This is a genomic window from Kitasatospora sp. NPDC058444 (assembly GCF_042721415.1).
GTDB lineage: Bacteria > Actinomycetota > Actinomycetes > Streptomycetales > Streptomycetaceae > Kitasatospora.
Genome location: NZ_JBHXLL010000001.1, coordinates 464,675 through 479,361 on the forward strand (window position 1 = coordinate 464,675; position 14,687 = coordinate 479,361).

The window sequence follows — 14,687 nt, forward strand, 5'->3', positions numbered from 1 at the left end:
CAGGTCGTAGCACCACACGTTTGTCGTACATCGGAACGGCGGGCGCGCCACGCCCGCCGTTTCGTCGTGTCCGGGCCCGACCCGGGCAGAATCGGGGCGTGACCTCCGCCCCCACCGCCTCCGCCCCGCCGCCCGTGCTGCGCCGGCTGAGCCCGCCGCTGACCGCGCTGGCGGCGGTGGCCGTCCCCACCGCGTACGTCGCCGTGGTGGACCCGAACACCCCCGGGCACTACCCCGACTGCCCGTTCCTGACCGCCACCGGCTGGTGGTGCCCGGGCTGCGGGGCGCTGCGCTGCGTCCACGCGCTGACCCACGGGGACCTCACCGGCGCCCTGCACGACAACGCCGTCGCCGTCCTGCTGTTCGGCGTGCTGGCGGTGGTGTGGCTGCGCTGGGGCTGGGCCGCGCTGAGCGGCGGGCCGCCGCCCAGGATCACCGTCGGGGCCCGGCGCTGGGCGCTGATCGCCTTGCTGGTGCTGGTGTTCACGGTGGTGCGCAACTCGCCGATCGGGGCGGGGCTGGCACCGCCACTGGTCTGACCCGGGCACCGGGGCGCCCCGCCGACCGCCGACCCCCCGGGGGCGCGGTTCCCGGCCACCGGCCGTCGCTTCCCGGCCACCGGTCGCGTCCGGCCCGAAGACCGTCCGAAAAGCAGTGCGAAGGCCGTCCGAAAACCGGTGGGGGGCCGGTGAAAGCGCAGCTGGCGGCCGCCCGGGCGGGCGTCCGGTCGGCGAGACGGGATTCGAACCGATGCGCCCCCCGCGCCCGGGTGCCGATACCATCGAAGGGCCGGTGGGCTCTCGCCCGCCGGCTCGCGCCGACCAACTGGCAGAAAAGATGGGGGCTCCTGAGTGAGTGTGCTCGACTCGATCATCGAAGGGGTCCGCGAGGACCTCGCCGAGCGGCAGGCCCGGGTCTCCCTGGACGAGCTCAAGGAGCTCGCCGCCAGGGCACCGGAGGCCAGGGACGGCGTCGCCGCCCTCCGGGGCGACGGGGTCCGGGTGATCTGCGAGGTGAAGCGCTCCAGCCCGTCCAAGGGCGCCCTGGCCTCGATCGCGGATCCGGCCGCCCTGGCGGTCGACTACGCGGCCGGAGGTGCTGCGGCGATCAGCGTGCTGACCGAGCGGCGCCGCTTCGGCGGGTCGCTGGCCGACCTGGACGCCGTCCGCGCCGCGGTGGAGACGCCGGTGCTGCGCAAGGACTTCATCGTCACCGCCTACCAGCTGTGGGAGGCCCGCGCGCACGGCGCCGACCTCGCGCTGCTGATCGTCGCGGGCCTCGACCAGCCGGCCCTGGTGTCGCTGATCGAGCGCGCCGAGTCGATCGGCCTCACCCCGCTGGTGGAGGTGCACGACGAGGAGGAGATCAAGCGCGCGGTGGACGCCGGCGCCCGGATCATCGGCGTCAACGCCCGCAACCTCAAGACGCTCGAAGTGGACCGCAACACCTTCGAGAACATCGCCCACACCATCCCGGACGGCATCGTCAAGATCGCCGAGTCCGGTGTGCGTGGCCCGCTGGACGTGATCAACTACGCCAACCTGGGCGCCGACGCGGTGCTCGTCGGCGAAGCCCTGGTGACCGGCAAGGACCCGCGCGCCGCGGTCGCCGACCTGGTCGCCGCCGGGGCCCACCCCGCCGTCCGGCACAAGGACTGACACCGACCCCATGAAGATCGCCGCCCGACTCGCCCCCGGTTGCCGCCCGCGCGGCTGCCGCGCACCCGCACGCCGGGTGCTGGGGCGTCGGGTGCGGTACGTCATCGGGTGCGAGCCCGGGCAGGTGCCGGGGCGGCGATGGCGCGTGACGTCCGGCTGAATCCGGTCCGGTAGCGGACGGGACCCACTCCGGTCGAGGCAGGGGCGACACCCCGGTCGAGGCCGGGAGCGGGTCCCGCCTCCCGGGCCGGATCCGGCCGGGAAGACGTCATCGTCGTTCATCTCCGTTCAAGGGAAACCACCATGTCCGAGAAGGACTACCTGCCCGGTGCCCAGGTGCCGGACGCGCGCGGCTACTTCGGCGCGTACGGCGGCCGCTTCATCCCCGAGGCGCTGGTCGCCGCGGTCGAACAGGTCGCCGAGGAGTACGAGAAGGCCAAGACCGACCCGGCGTTCGCCGCCGAGCTGGACGCGCTGCTCAAGGACTACACCGGGCGCCCGAGCCCGCTGACCGACGTGCACCGCTTCTCCGCCGAGGCGGGCGGCGCGCGCGTCCTGCTCAAGCGCGAGGACCTCAACCACACCGGCTCGCACAAGATCAACAACGTGCTGGGCCAGGCGCTGCTCACCAGGCGGATGGGCAAGACCCGGATCATCGCCGAGACCGGCGCCGGCCAGCACGGGGTGGCCACCGCCACCGCCTGCGCGCTGTTCGGCTTCGACTGCACCATCTACATGGGCGAGGTCGACACCGAGCGCCAGGCGCTCAACGTCGCCCGGATGCGGATGCTCGGGGCCGAGGTGGTGGCCGTCAAGTCCGGCAGCCGGACGCTCAAGGACGCCATCAACGAGGCGTTCCGGGACTGGGTCGCCAACGTCGACTCCACCCACTACCTGTTCGGCACCGTCGCCGGGCCGCACCCGTTCCCGATGATGGTCCGGGACTTCCACCGGATCATCGGCGTCGAGGCGCGGCAGCAGGTGCTCGACCGGACGGGCCGGCTGCCCGACGCGGTCGTGGCCTGCGTCGGCGGCGGCTCCAACGCGATGGGGATCTTCCACGAGTTCATCCCGGACGCCGGGGTGCGCCTGATCGGCTGCGAGGCGGCGGGCGAGGGCGCCGAGACGCCCCGGCACGCGGCCACCCTCACCAAGGGGGACCCGGGGGTGCTGCACGGCTCCCGGACGTACGTCCTCCAGGACGAGGACGGGCAGACCGTCGAGTCGCACTCCATCTCGGCCGGGCTGGACTACCCGGGCGTCGGGCCGGAGCACGCCTGGCTGAAGGACACCGGGCGGGCGGAGTACCGGCCGGTCACGGACGACGCCGCGATGCAGGCGCTGCGCCTGCTGTCCCGCACCGAGGGGATCATCCCGGCCATCGAGAGCGCCCACGCGCTCGCCGGGGCGCTGGAGCTGGGGCGCGAGCTCGGGCCGGAGGCGACCATCCTGGTCTCGCTGTCGGGGCGCGGGGACAAGGACATGCACACCGCGGCCGAGTACTTCGGCCTGTACGACGAGCAGGCCGGCGGCTCGGGCGAGGGCTCCGCCGAGGGGGGTAAGTGATCATGACTTCCAAGCTGAGTGCCGGCAAGCTGAGTGGAGTCCTGGCGGCCGCCAAGGCCGAGGACCGGGCCGCGCTGATCGGCTACCTGCCGGCCGGGTTCCCGACCGTGGACGGCGGCATCCGGGCGATCGACGCGCTGATCGAGGGCGGCTGCGACGTGGTCGAGGTCGGGCTGCCGCACTCCGACCCGGTGCTGGACGGCGCCGTCATCCAGACCGCCGACGACATCGCGCTGCGCGGCGGCGTGCGGATCAAGGACGTGCTGCGGACCGTCCAGGAGGTCGCCGCGGCGCACCCGGAGACCGCGGTGCTCGTGATGACGTACTGGAACCCGGTCGACCGCTACGGCGTGGCCCGGTTCGCGGCGGACCTGGCGGCCGCCGGCGGCGCCGGGTGCATCCTGCCGGACCTCCCGGTGGAGGAGTCCGAGGAGTGGCGCAAGGCGGCGGACGAGCACGGGCTGGACACCGTGTTCGTGGTCGCCCCCAGCAGCAAGGACGCGCGGCTGGCGGAGGTCACGGCGGCCGGCAGCGGGTTCGTGTACGCGGCCGCGGTGATGGGCGTGACCGGGACGCGCTCGGCCGTCGGGTCGATGGCCGAGGACCTGGTCGCCCGGACCCGGGCGACGACGGACCTGCCGGTCTGCGTCGGGCTCGGGGTCTCGGACGCGGTGCAGGCGGCCGAGGTCGCCCGGTTCGCGGACGGCGTGATCGTGGGATCGGCCTTCGTGAAGCGGATCCTGGCCGCGGGCCAGGACGAGGCGGCGGCACTGGACGCGGTGCGGGCCCTCGCCGGAGAGCTGGCGGAGGGCGTCCGCAGGCGCTGACGCACCGGCACACGTACGGCCGACGGCCCTCCACTCCTCGGGGAGTGGGGGGCCGTCGGCCTTTGCGGGGTGTGGGCGCGGGCGCGCGGCTCCGGCACGCGCCCCGGACGGGGCCGCGGACCCGAACGGGTGAACAAGGGGTGGGGACACGCATCAGCCGGGGTTGGCGGACGTTGAGAGGAGGGAGGAGTGCACGAACGGTTGCGGACGCGAGCGGAAGGGGTGAGCCGGTGCGGAGTCTCCAGCGGGCCGTCCTGCTGCGGGCGGCGACGGCCGTGCTGGTGCTCGGCGGTGCGATCGGGGTGCACGTCGAGGTGGGGCACGCGCTGGCCAGGCGGGCGGCCGAGCGGGCGGAGCGGGAGGCGGTGGCCTGTGCGGAGGCGGCCCGGCACCCCGATCTGTTCGACGCGGGATGGTTGGCGGGGTGCCGCTGACGCACGGACGTTCGGGGCGTTCGGACAGAACGTCACCCATCCGGCTTCATTCCCGAAGGGGGAGGAACCACCCTTCCCCCCTCGCGGTTCCTCAGGGAGTGAACGAGTTTCCCGAGGGGGTTTCCCTGATGACCGCGCAGCCCGGTGGCTCCGCGCCCGAGCCCGCGCCCGAGCCGAGGGCCGGGCGGCTGGTGCCGGCCTGGAGTGAGTGGCTCGGCACGGTCGTCCGGCTCGGCCTCGCGGTGGTCTGGGGATGGGCCGGGCTGGCGAAGATCTCCGATCCGGCGGAGGCCGCGCAGGCCGTCCGGGCCTACGAGATCCTGCCCGAGGGCCTGGTCAAGCCCATCGGCTACGGCCTGCCGTTCCTGGAGCTGGCCCTGGCCCTGCTGCTGGTCGTGGGCCTCGGCGTCCGGCTGGTGGCCGGGGTCTCCGCGGTGCTGCTGCTGGTCTTCATCGCCGGGATCGCCTCCGCCTGGGCGCGCGGCATCTCCATCGACTGCGGCTGCTTCGGCGGCGGCGGGCACGTCGACGAGTCCCAGACGGCGTACCTCCAGGAGATCCTGCGCGACACCGGGTTCCTGCTGCTGGCCGGGTGGCTGCTGTGGCGGCCCCGCACCCGGCTGTCGCTGGACGGCTGGCTGGCGGGCTGACGCCGGCCCGCCCCTGCTCCGGCGAGCCGACCTCCGACCCCCGACCCCCCGGCACCTCACATCCCCGCACCCCACATCCCCCCGCACCCGACGAAGGCCCCCGACCGTGGACGTCAAGGCAATGAGCGAGAAGAACCGAGAAGGCAAGCGCACCGCCCGCGAGCGGATGCAGGAACAGCGGGCGGCCGAGGAGGCCTCCTCCCGGCGCAAGAAGAAGCTGATCGTGGGCGGCTCCGTGCTCGCGGTGATCGCCGCCGCGGTGGTCGTCGGCGTCGTGGTGCAGAACCAGCGCTCCAAGCCGGAGACGCCGACCGCCGCCCCGGCCGGGACGATCGGCGACAAGAACCTCGTCATCCCGGTCGGCGCGGGCAACGCGCCCTCCGTCCTCACCGTCTACGAGGACCCGCGCTGCCCCGCCTGCGGGACCTTCGAGCGCGAGTTCTCGTCCACCATCGACCAGCTGGAGGACGCCGGGAAGATCTACACGAACTACCACATCGTGTCGTTCATCGACCGGGCCGTGGGCGGCAAGGGCTCCAAGACCGCGGCCAACGCGCTGGGCTGCGCCCAGGACGCCGGGCACTTCCGGGACTTCCACGACGTGCTGTACCGCAACCAGCCGGACGAGACCAACGACGCCTTCGGCGACAAGGCCGTCCTGCTCAGCCTGGCCAAGCAGGTCAACGGCCTGGACACGCCCGAGTTCCAGGCCTGCGTCAACGACAACAAGTTCGGCGGGTGGGTGTCCGCGGTGCAGCAGGACTTCGACAAGTCCAGCTTCAAGTCCACCCCGACGGTGCTGCTCAACGGCCAGCCGATCTACCCGAAGAACGGCAGCGAGGAGATCACCCCGGCCAACCTGGTGGCCTGGGTGGACGCCGCGAACCAGGGCAAGCAGCTGGGCACGGCGGGTTCGCACGGGCAGACCCCGGCGCCGACCAGCACCGCCTCGGAGGCCAACAACCCGTCGCCGACGGCCGGCTGAGCCCGCTCCGCCGCGCCGCCCCCTCCCCGTCCGGAGGGGGCGGCGCCGCCCGTTGTTCGGCTTCTGTGACCCCACGGGGGTCCGAGGGGGCCGTCGGACCCTGTAGCGTCGGGACTGCCATGGATATCGCCTACATTCCCAGCCCGTCGCGGGGCGTCCTGTACCTCGGACCGATCCCGCTGCGCGCCTACGCCTTCTGCATCATCCTCGGTGTCGTCGTCGCCGTCTGGCTCGGCAGCAAGCGCTGGGTCGCCCGGGGCGGTGCCAAGCACACCGTCGGCGACATCGCCGTCTGGGCCGTGCCGTTCGGTCTGGTCGGCGGCCGCCTGTACCACGTGATCACCGACGGCGGCCGACTGTACTTCGCCGAGGGGAAGAACCCCTGGGACGCCCTCAAGATCTGGGAGGGCGGCCTCGGCATCTGGGGCGCCGTCGCGCTGGGCGCGGTCGGCGCCTGGATCGGCGCCCGCCGCCGGGGCGTGCCGCTGCCCGCGTACGCCGACGCCATCGCACCGGGCATCGCGCTCGCGCAGGCGCTGGGCCGCTGGGGCAACTACTTCAACCAGGAGCTGTACGGCCGGTCGACCACCCTGCCGTGGGGCCTGGAGATCGACAAGACGCTGGCCGACGGCGAGGTCGTGAAGGGCGTCTACCACCCGACCTTCCTGTACGAGTCGCTCTGGTGCGTCGGCGTCGCACTGCTGGTGATCTGGGCGGACCGCCGGTTCACGCTGGGCCACGGCCGGGCGTTCGCGCTGTACGTCGCCGCGTACACGGTGGGCCGGTTCTGGATCGAGTGGCTGCGGATCGACGACGCGCACGTCTACTTCGGCCTGCGGCTGAACGACTGGGTGTCCATCGCGGTGTTCCTGGGCGCGGTGGCGTACTTCGTGATCGTGGGCCGGACGCGGCCCGGGCGGGAGGACCCGGCGAGCATCGACCCGGCCGCGCACCAGGCGGCGGAGGAGGCCGGGTCGGGCGAGCAGGGCGGGAAGGCGGCCGATCAGAAGGCGGCCGACGGCAAGGCGGCCGACGAGAAGGCCGGGAAGAGCGCCGACGGTGACGCCGGGAAGCCCGGCAAGGCCGACGGGAAGCCGGTGCCGAGCAAGCCGGCCGGGCCCGTCGCCGACGGGGCGGCGGCCGCCGGGACGGTCGGCGAGGACGCCAAGAACCCGATCTGACCTGGGACTTCCCCTGGCTGAGGCCACCCTTCGCGAGCTGCGCGAAGGGTGGCCTCAGTGGTGTTCGGACAGCCTTACTTTGCTGGAAATGCCCAGGTCAGGCGGGCTACGTTCGGGGCTGACGAACAACGACGGAGGGGAACGACGATGAGCGCGATCACTGTGGAGGCCGACGCCGCACACCAGCCCCGGATACCCGCGGCCGACCACCACCGGGACGTCAACGGAGGCTGGCTGCGGCCGGCCGTGTTCGGCGCGGTGGACGGGCTGGTGTCCAACTTCGCGCTGATGACCGGGGTGGTCGGCGGCGCGGCGTCCAACGGGACGGTGATCCTGACCGGGCTGGCGGGCCTGGCGGCCGGCGCCTGCTCGATGGCGGCGGGGGAGTACACCTCGGTGGCCTCGCAGCGGGAACTGGTGCAGGCCGAGATCGAGGTCGAGCGGCTGGAGCTGAGCCGCAACCCGCACGGGGAGCTGGCCGAGCTGGCCCAGCTGTACGTCTCGCGCGGGGTGGATCCGGAGCTGGCCCACGAGGTGGCCCGGCAGCTGTCCGCCGACCCCGAGCTGGCCCTGGAGGTGCACGCCCGCGAGGAACTGGGCGTCGACCCGACCGACCTGCCCTCGCCGCTGGTGGCGGCCGGCTCGTCGTTCCTGTGCTTCGCGCTCGGCGCGCTGCTGCCGCTGCTGCCGTACCTGCTGGGGGCGACCGCGCTGCTGCCCGCCATGCTGCTGGCGGGGGCCGGGCTGTTCCTGTGCGGTGCGGTGGTGGCCCGGGTGACGGCGCGCAGCTGGTGGTTCAGCGGGCTGCGGCAGCTGGTGCTGGGCGGTGCCGCCGCCGGGGTGACCTACCTGCTCGGATGGCTGATCGGTGGGCACGTGGGGTGACCGGCGCTCTGCATGATTATGCCGTGCAGTGAGTGACGTTTCACACATGGGCGTCCGACGGCGCCTGGCACTGTCTCACCATCCGGGCCCCCGAGCCGCGGATTCGCATCCGCGGACGGGCTCCCGGGATGGATTCGCAGGCATCCATGATCGGCTTCTGTGGCGATCCGGTTTCGCCCCTGTTTCAGGCGGCGGACCGTTGGGCACAATCGTCGGGACGCGCACTGTGGCGCGTCCCTCCCCCACACCCCCTGACCTGCGCGCCGTCCCGCCATGTGGACGGGATATTCCGCTTCTCGGGATCGTGGGCATCATGGAACTTGCACGACACCGCACCATCGCATCAGGGCCAACGTCGTCCCTCCTTGCACCAACTTGCCGAAAGACGACGACGGGAGAGCCGATGCTGTCTGCATCCATGCACTCCGCCAACGAGCCCCAGGCCGGCGCCGCCCGCCAGCCGTACGCGCTCGTGCCGGATGCGCGACCTGCTGCTCAGGGCCTGTACGACCCGCGGAACGAGCACGACGCCTGTGGCGTCGGTTTCGTCGCCACGCTGACCGGCATCGCCGACCACACCATCGTCGAGCAGGCGCTGAACGTCCTGCGCAACCTGGAGCACCGCGGCGCCACCGGCGCCGAGCCCGACTCCGGCGACGGTGCGGGCATCCTGACCCAGGTCCCGGACGCCTTCCTGCGCGGGAAGGTCGGCTTCGACCTCCCGGCGGCCGGGTCCTACGCCGTCGGCATCGCCTTCCTGCCGGACGACGACGAGAAGGACGCCGCGGCCGCCGCGCGGATCGAGTCCATCGCCGCCGAGGAGGGCCTGACCGTCCTCGGCTGGCGCGACGTCCCGGTCACCCCGGACCTGCTCGGCTCCACCGCCCGCAGCGTGATGCCGCGCTTCCGCCAGCTGTTCCTCGCCGGGGCCGACCGGGCCGGCATCGAGCTGGACCGGATCGCCTTCGTGGTCCGCAAGCGGGCCGAGCGCGAGGCCGGGGTCTACTTCCCGTCGCTGTCCGCGCGCACCATCGTCTACAAGGGCATGCTGACCACCGGCCAGCTGGAGCCCTTCTTCCCCGACCTGTCGGACCGCACCTACACGTCCGCGGTCGGCCTGGTGCACTCCCGCTTCTCCACCAACACCTTCCCGAGCTGGCCGCTCGCCCACCCGTACCGCTTCGTCGCGCACAACGGCGAGATCAACACGGTCAAGGGCAACCGCAACTGGATGCAGGCCCGGGAGTCGCAGCTCGCCACCGACCTCATCCCGGGCGACCTGTCGCGGATCTTCCCGGTCTGCACCCCGGACCACTCCGACTCCGCCTCCTTCGACGAGGTCCTGGAACTGCTCCACCTGGGCGGCCGCTCGCTGCCGCACTCGGTGCTGATGATGATCCCGGAGGCGTGGGAGAACCACGCCACCATGAGCCCGGCCCGCCGCGCGTTCTACCAGTACCACTCCAACCTGATGGAGCCCTGGGACGGCCCGGCCTGCGTCACCTTCACCGACGGCACCCAGATCGGCGCCGTGCTCGACCGCAACGGCCTGCGCCCCGCCCGGTACTGGATCACCGAGGACGGCCTCGTCGTCCTCTCCTCCGAGGTCGGCGTGCTCGACATCGACCAGGAGAAGGTCACCAGGAAGGGCCGCCTCCAGCCCGGCCGGATGTTCCTGGTGGACACCGCCCAGGGCCGGATCGTCGAGGACGAGGAGATCAAGTCCGCCCTCGCCGCCGAACACCCGTACCAGGAGTGGGTGGACGGCGGGCAGATCCAGCTCGCCAAGCTGCCCGAGCGCGAGCACATCGCCCACACCCACGCCTCCGTCACCCGCCGCCAGCAGACCTTCGGCTACACCGAGGAGGAGCTGCGGGTCATCCTCGCCCCGATGGCGCGCACCGGCGCCGAGGCGCTCGGCTCGATGGGCACCGACTCGCCGATCGCCGCGCTGAGCGAGAAGCCCCGCCTGCTGTTCGACTACTTCGTGCAGCTCTTCGCCCAGGTCACCAACCCGCCGCTGGACGCCATCCGCGAGGAGCTCGTCACCTCGCTGCTGTCCAACCTCGGCCCGGAGGGCAACCTGCTGGCCGCCGAGGCCGCCTCCTGCCGCTCGGTCGGCATCACCTTCCCGGTGATCGACAACGACGAGCTGGCCAAGCTCGTCCACATCAACGCCGACGGCGACCAGCCCGGCCTCAAGGCCGTCACGCTCTCCGGCCTCTACCGGGTCGCCACCGGCGGCCGGGGCCTGGCCTCCCGGCTCGCCGAGATCGCCGCCGAGGCCGACGCCGCGATCGCCGACGGAGCCCGGATCATCGTCCTCTCCGACCGGCACTCGGACGCCGAGCACGCGCCGATCCCCTCGCTGCTGCTCACCTCGGCCGTCCACCACCACCTGATCCGCACCAAGCAGCGCACCCGGGTGTCGCTGCTGGTCGAGGCCGGCGACGTCCGCGAGGTGCACCACGTCGCGCTGCTGATCGGCTACGGCGCCGGGGCCGTCAACCCGTACCTGGCGATGGAGTCGGTCGAGGACCTGGTCGCCCAGGGAGTGTTCATCGAGGGCGCCGAGCCCGAGAAGGCCATCAAGAACCTGATCAAGGCGCTCGGCAAGGGCGTGCTCAAGGTCATGTCCAAGATGGGCATCTCGACCGTGGCCTCCTACCGCGGCGCCCAGGTCTTCGAGGCCATCGGCCTCTCCCAGGACCTCGTCGACGGCTACTTCTCCGGCACCACCACCAAGCTCGGCGGCATCGGCCTGGAGGAGATCGCCCGCGAGACCGCCGCCCGGCACGCCAAGGCGTACCCGGCCTCCGGCATCCCGGCCGCGCACCGCGCCCTGGAGATCGGCGGCGAGTACCAGTGGCGCCGCGAGGGCGAGCCGCACCTGTTCGACCCGGACACCGTCTTCCGGCTCCAGCACTCCACCCGCAACCGCCGCTACGACATCTTCAAGCAGTACACGGACCGGGTGAACGAGCAGTCCGAGCGGCTGATGACGCTGCGCGGCCTGTTCCAGCTGGACGGCCTCGGGCGCGAGCCGATCCCGGTCGAGGACGTCGAGCCGGTCTCCGAGATCGTCAAGCGCTTCTCCACCGGCGCCATGTCGTACGGCTCGATCTCCCGCGAGGCGCACGAGACCCTGGCCATCGCGATGAACCGCCTCGGCGGCAAGTCCAACACCGGCGAGGGCGGCGAGGACCCGGACCGGCTGTACGACCCGGAGCGCCGCTCGGCGATCAAGCAGGTCGCCTCCGGCCGCTTCGGCGTCACCTCCGAGTACCTGGTCAACGCCGACGACATCCAGATCAAGATGGCCCAGGGCGCCAAGCCCGGCGAGGGCGGCCAGCTGCCCGGCCACAAGGTGTACCCGTGGGTCGCCAGGACCCGGCACTCCACCCCGGGCGTCGGCCTGATCTCCCCGCCGCCGCACCACGACATCTACTCGATCGAGGACCTGGCCCAGCTGATCCACGACCTCAAGAACGCCAACCCGGCGGCCCGCATCCACGTGAAGCTGGTCTCCGAGGTCGGCGTCGGGACGGTCGCGGCGGGCGTGTCCAAGGCGCACGCCGACGTGGTGCTGGTCTCCGGGCACGACGGCGGGACGGGCGCCTCGCCGCTCACCTCGCTGAAGCACGCCGGCGGACCCTGGGAGCTGGGGCTCGCCGAGACCCAGCAGACCCTGCTGCTCAACGGGCTGCGCGACCGCATCGTCGTCCAGACCGACGGCCAGCTGAAGACCGGCCGCGACGTGGTGATCGCCGCACTGCTCGGCGCCGAGGAGTTCGGCTTCGCGACCGCCCCGCTGGTGGTCTCCGGCTGCATCATGATGCGCGTCTGCCACCTGGACACCTGCCCGGTCGGCGTCGCCACCCAGAACCCGGTGCTGCGCGAGCGGTTCTCCGGCAAGCCCGAATTCGTCGTCAACTTCTTCGAGTTCATCGCCGAGGAGGTCCGGGAGATCCTGGCCTCGCTGGGCTTCCGCTCGATCGAGGAAGCCGTCGGCCGCGCCGAGCACATCGACGCCCGGGCCGCGATCGACCACTGGAAGGCCGCCGGGCTCGACCTCGCCCCGCTGTTCCACGTGCCGGAGCTGCCCGAGGGCGCCGCACGGCACCGCACCACCACCCAGGACCACGCGCTCGACAAGGCCCTGGACAACCAGCTGATCACCCTCGCCGAGGACGCGCTGGAGCGCGGCGACGCCGTCCGCATCCAGCTGCCGATCCGCAACGTCAACCGCACCGTCGGCACCATGCTCGGCCACGAGGTGACCAAGCGGTACCGGGGCGAGGGCCTGCCGGAGGGGACCATCGACGTCACCTTCACCGGCTCCGCCGGGCAGTCCTTCGGCGCCTTCCTGCCGCGCGGCGTGACCCTGCGCCTGGAGGGCGACGCCAACGACTACGTCGGCAAGGGCCTCTCGGGCGGCGTGGTCGTCGTCCGCCCGGCCCGCGAGGCGGCGGCCATCGGCAACGACGCGCAGAACCACGTCATCGCCGGCAACACCATCGGCTACGGCGCCACCTCGGGCCGCGTCCACCTGCGCGGCAAGGCCGGCGAGCGCTTCGCCGTCCGCAACTCCGGGGCCACCCTGGTGGTCGAGGGCGTGGGCGACCACGGCCTGGAGTACATGACCGGCGGCCGGGTCGTCGTCCTCGGCGAGACCGGACGCAACCTCGCGGCGGGCATGTCCGGCGGCATCGCGTACGTCCTGGACCTGCGCCCCGCCAACGTCAACGACGGCATGGTGGGCATCGAGGCCCCCACCGCCGCCGACCGCGACTGGCTGCGCGAGACCGTGCAGCAGCACTACGAGGAGACCGGCTCCACCGTCGCCGCCGAACTCCTGGCGGACTGGGGCAGCGGGGTCTCCCGCTTCTCCAAGATCATGCCGACCGACTACAAGGCAGTGCTCGCCGCCAAGGACGCCGCTGAGCGCGACGGCCTCTCCGAGGCCGAGACCACCGCGAAGATGATGGAGGCGGCTAATGGCTGACCCCAAGGGCTTCCTGACCACGCCCAAGCAGCTGGCGGAGCGCCGCCCGGTCGACGTCCGGATCAAGGACTGGAACGAGGTCTACGTCGAGCGCGGCCTCCTGCCGATCATCACCAAGCAGGCCGGCCGCTGCATGGACTGCGGCATCCCGTTCTGCCACAACGGCTGCCCGCTCGGGAACCTCATCCCCGAGTGGAACGACCTGGCCTACCGGGACGACTTCGTCGGCGCCATCGAGCGGCTGCACGCCACCAACAACTTCCCGGAGTTCACCGGGCGGCTGTGCCCCGCGCCCTGCGAGTCCGCGTGCGTCCTCGGCATCAACCAGGACGCGGTGACCATCAAGAACGTCGAGGTCACCATCATCGACAAGGCCTGGGACCGCGGCGGGGTCACCCCGCAGGTGCCCGAGCGCCTCTCCGGCAAGACCGTCGCCGTGGTGGGCTCCGGCCCGGCCGGCCTCGCCGCCGCCCAGCAGCTCACCCGGGCCGGGCACACCGTCGTGGTGTACGAGCGGGCCGACCGGATCGGCGGACTGCTGCGCTACGGCATCCCCGAGTTCAAGATGGAGAAGCGCCACATCAACCGCCGCATCGAGCAGATGCGGGCGGAGGGCACCCGGTTCCGCACCGGCGTGCACGTCGGCGAGGACATCACCGGCCAGCAGCTGCGCGAGCGCTTCGACGCCGTGGTCGTCGCGGCCGGCGCCACCACCGCCCGCGACCTGCCGGTGCCCGGACGCGAGCTCAAGGGCGTCCACCAGGCGATGGAGTACCTGCCGCTGGCCAACAAGGTGCAGGAGGGCGACTTCGTCGAGTCCCCGATCAGCGCCAAGGGCAAGCACGTGGTCGTGATCGGCGGCGGCGACACCGGCGCGGACTGCGTCGGCACCGCGCACCGGCAGGGGGCGGCCTCCGTCACCCAGCTGGAGATCATGCCGCGGCCCGGCGAGGAGCGGCCCGGACACCAGCCGTGGCCGACCATGCCGATGACCTACAAGGTCACCTCCGCGCACGAGGAGGGCGGCGAGCGGATCTACTCCGTCAACACCACCCACTTCACCGGCGACGAGGACGGCAACGTCCAGGAACTGCACCTCGTCGAGGTGGAGTTCAAGGACGGCCGGTTCGAGCCGGTGCCCGGCACCGAGCGGGCCGTCCCGGCGCAGCTGGTCACCCTCGCCATGGGCTTCACCGGGACGGACGTCCGGAACGGGCTGGTCGAGCAGCTGGGAGCGGACCTCGACGCGCGCGGTAACATTGCCCGCGATGGCCGGTTCGCCACCAATGTCGATGGCGTGTACGTCTGCGGAGACGCCGGCCGTGGCCAGTCGCTGATCGTCTGGGCCATCGCGGAAGGCCGTTCGGCCGCAGCCGCGGTGGACAGGTACCTGGGCGGCAAGACCCCGCTTCCCGCCCCGATCCGGCCCACGGACCGCCCCCTGGTGGTCTGACGGACGGACGGTCCGACCGGCCCCCACCGAACGCCCGGCGCCG

12 protein-coding genes are annotated in these 14,687 nt (G+C 72.5%); all 12 read left to right on the plus strand.

Annotation, left to right across the window (positions count from 1 at the left end; all coding sequences use genetic code 11):
• The first annotated feature begins 98 nt into the window (after positions 1 to 98).
• The 12 genes from ACFWP2_RS02140 (at position 99) to ACFWP2_RS02195 (ending at position 14,644) form a co-directional block, all read left to right on the plus strand.
• Positions 99 to 539: a DUF2752 domain-containing protein gene (locus tag ACFWP2_RS02140; RefSeq protein ID WP_380447320.1), complete on the plus strand. Its 441-nt coding sequence runs from the start codon at positions 99 to 101 to the stop codon at positions 537 to 539.
• A gap of 312 nt (positions 540 to 851) precedes the next feature.
• Entirely contained in the window at positions 852 to 1,658 is an 807-nt protein-coding gene (trpC, locus tag ACFWP2_RS02145) for an indole-3-glycerol phosphate synthase TrpC (protein WP_360351984.1), read from the plus strand.
• 10 nt (positions 1,659 to 1,668) lie between these two features.
• Positions 1,669 to 1,818, plus strand: coding sequence for a tryptophan biosynthesis modulator TrpM (gene trpM / locus ACFWP2_RS02150; RefSeq protein ID WP_188296911.1), 150 nt, complete (start codon positions 1,669 to 1,671; stop codon positions 1,816 to 1,818).
• A gap of 143 nt (positions 1,819 to 1,961) precedes the next feature.
• Positions 1,962 to 3,224, plus strand: a complete 1,263-nt coding sequence (trpB, locus tag ACFWP2_RS02155; RefSeq protein ID WP_380447323.1) for a tryptophan synthase subunit beta — start codon at positions 1,962 to 1,964, stop codon at positions 3,222 to 3,224.
• Positions 3,225 to 3,226: 2 nt separating this feature from the next.
• On the plus strand, positions 3,227 to 4,051 hold the full coding sequence (trpA, locus tag ACFWP2_RS02160) for a tryptophan synthase subunit alpha (protein ID WP_380447325.1): 825 nt from the start codon (positions 3,227 to 3,229) through the stop codon (positions 4,049 to 4,051).
• A gap of 230 nt (positions 4,052 to 4,281) precedes the next feature.
• A complete protein-coding gene (locus ACFWP2_RS02165) occupies positions 4,282 to 4,485 on the plus strand; it encodes a hypothetical protein (protein ID WP_380447327.1) in 204 nt (67 codons plus the stop codon).
• A gap of 128 nt (positions 4,486 to 4,613) precedes the next feature.
• Positions 4,614 to 5,135 carry a MauE/DoxX family redox-associated membrane protein gene (locus ACFWP2_RS02170; RefSeq protein WP_380447329.1) on the plus strand — a complete coding sequence of 174 codons (522 nt, stop codon included), beginning with the start codon at positions 4,614 to 4,616 and terminating at the stop codon, positions 5,133 to 5,135.
• Positions 5,136 to 5,256: 121 nt separating this feature from the next.
• Entirely contained in the window at positions 5,257 to 6,120 is an 864-nt protein-coding gene (locus ACFWP2_RS02175) for a DsbA family protein (RefSeq protein WP_380447331.1), read from the plus strand.
• A gap of 119 nt (positions 6,121 to 6,239) precedes the next feature.
• Entirely contained in the window at positions 6,240 to 7,301 is a 1,062-nt protein-coding gene (gene lgt / locus ACFWP2_RS02180; protein ID WP_380447333.1) for a prolipoprotein diacylglyceryl transferase, read from the plus strand.
• 147 nt (positions 7,302 to 7,448) lie between these two features.
• Positions 7,449 to 8,186, plus strand: a complete 738-nt coding sequence (locus ACFWP2_RS02185) for a VIT1/CCC1 transporter family protein (protein ID WP_380447335.1) — start codon at positions 7,449 to 7,451, stop codon at positions 8,184 to 8,186.
• A 418-nt stretch (positions 8,187 to 8,604) separates the two neighbouring features.
• Positions 8,605 to 13,191 carry a glutamate synthase large subunit gene (gltB, locus tag ACFWP2_RS02190; RefSeq protein ID WP_380447506.1) on the plus strand — a complete coding sequence of 1,529 codons (4,587 nt, stop codon included), beginning with the start codon at positions 8,605 to 8,607 and terminating at the stop codon, positions 13,189 to 13,191.
• Positions 13,184 to 14,644, plus strand: coding sequence for a glutamate synthase subunit beta (locus ACFWP2_RS02195; RefSeq protein ID WP_380447337.1), 1,461 nt, complete (start codon positions 13,184 to 13,186; stop codon positions 14,642 to 14,644). Before gltB ends, ACFWP2_RS02195 begins: the two co-directional genes overlap by 8 nt.
• Positions 14,645 to 14,687 lie beyond the last annotated feature (43 nt).

What these genes read in the sequence shown, in the direction of transcription:
- ACFWP2_RS02195 (WP_380447337.1), top strand. Translation starts at nt 13,184, where the DNA reads ATGGCTGACCCCAAGGGCTTCCTGACCACGCCCAAGCAGCTGGCGGAG.
- trpA (WP_380447325.1), top strand. Translation starts at nt 3,227, where the DNA reads ATGACTTCCAAGCTGAGTGCCGGCAAGCTGAGTGGAGTCCTGGCGGCC.
- lgt (WP_380447333.1), top strand. Translation starts at nt 6,240, where the DNA reads ATGGATATCGCCTACATTCCCAGCCCGTCGCGGGGCGTCCTGTACCTC.
- trpB (WP_380447323.1), top strand. Translation starts at nt 1,962, where the DNA reads ATGTCCGAGAAGGACTACCTGCCCGGTGCCCAGGTGCCGGACGCGCGC.
- ACFWP2_RS02175 (WP_380447331.1), top strand. Translation starts at nt 5,257, where the DNA reads ATGAGCGAGAAGAACCGAGAAGGCAAGCGCACCGCCCGCGAGCGGATG.
- trpM (WP_188296911.1), top strand. Translation starts at nt 1,669, where the DNA reads ATGAAGATCGCCGCCCGACTCGCCCCCGGTTGCCGCCCGCGCGGCTGC.
- ACFWP2_RS02185 (WP_380447335.1), top strand. Translation starts at nt 7,449, where the DNA reads ATGAGCGCGATCACTGTGGAGGCCGACGCCGCACACCAGCCCCGGATA.
- ACFWP2_RS02170 (WP_380447329.1), top strand. Translation starts at nt 4,614, where the DNA reads ATGACCGCGCAGCCCGGTGGCTCCGCGCCCGAGCCCGCGCCCGAGCCG.
- gltB (WP_380447506.1), top strand. Translation starts at nt 8,605, where the DNA reads ATGCACTCCGCCAACGAGCCCCAGGCCGGCGCCGCCCGCCAGCCGTAC.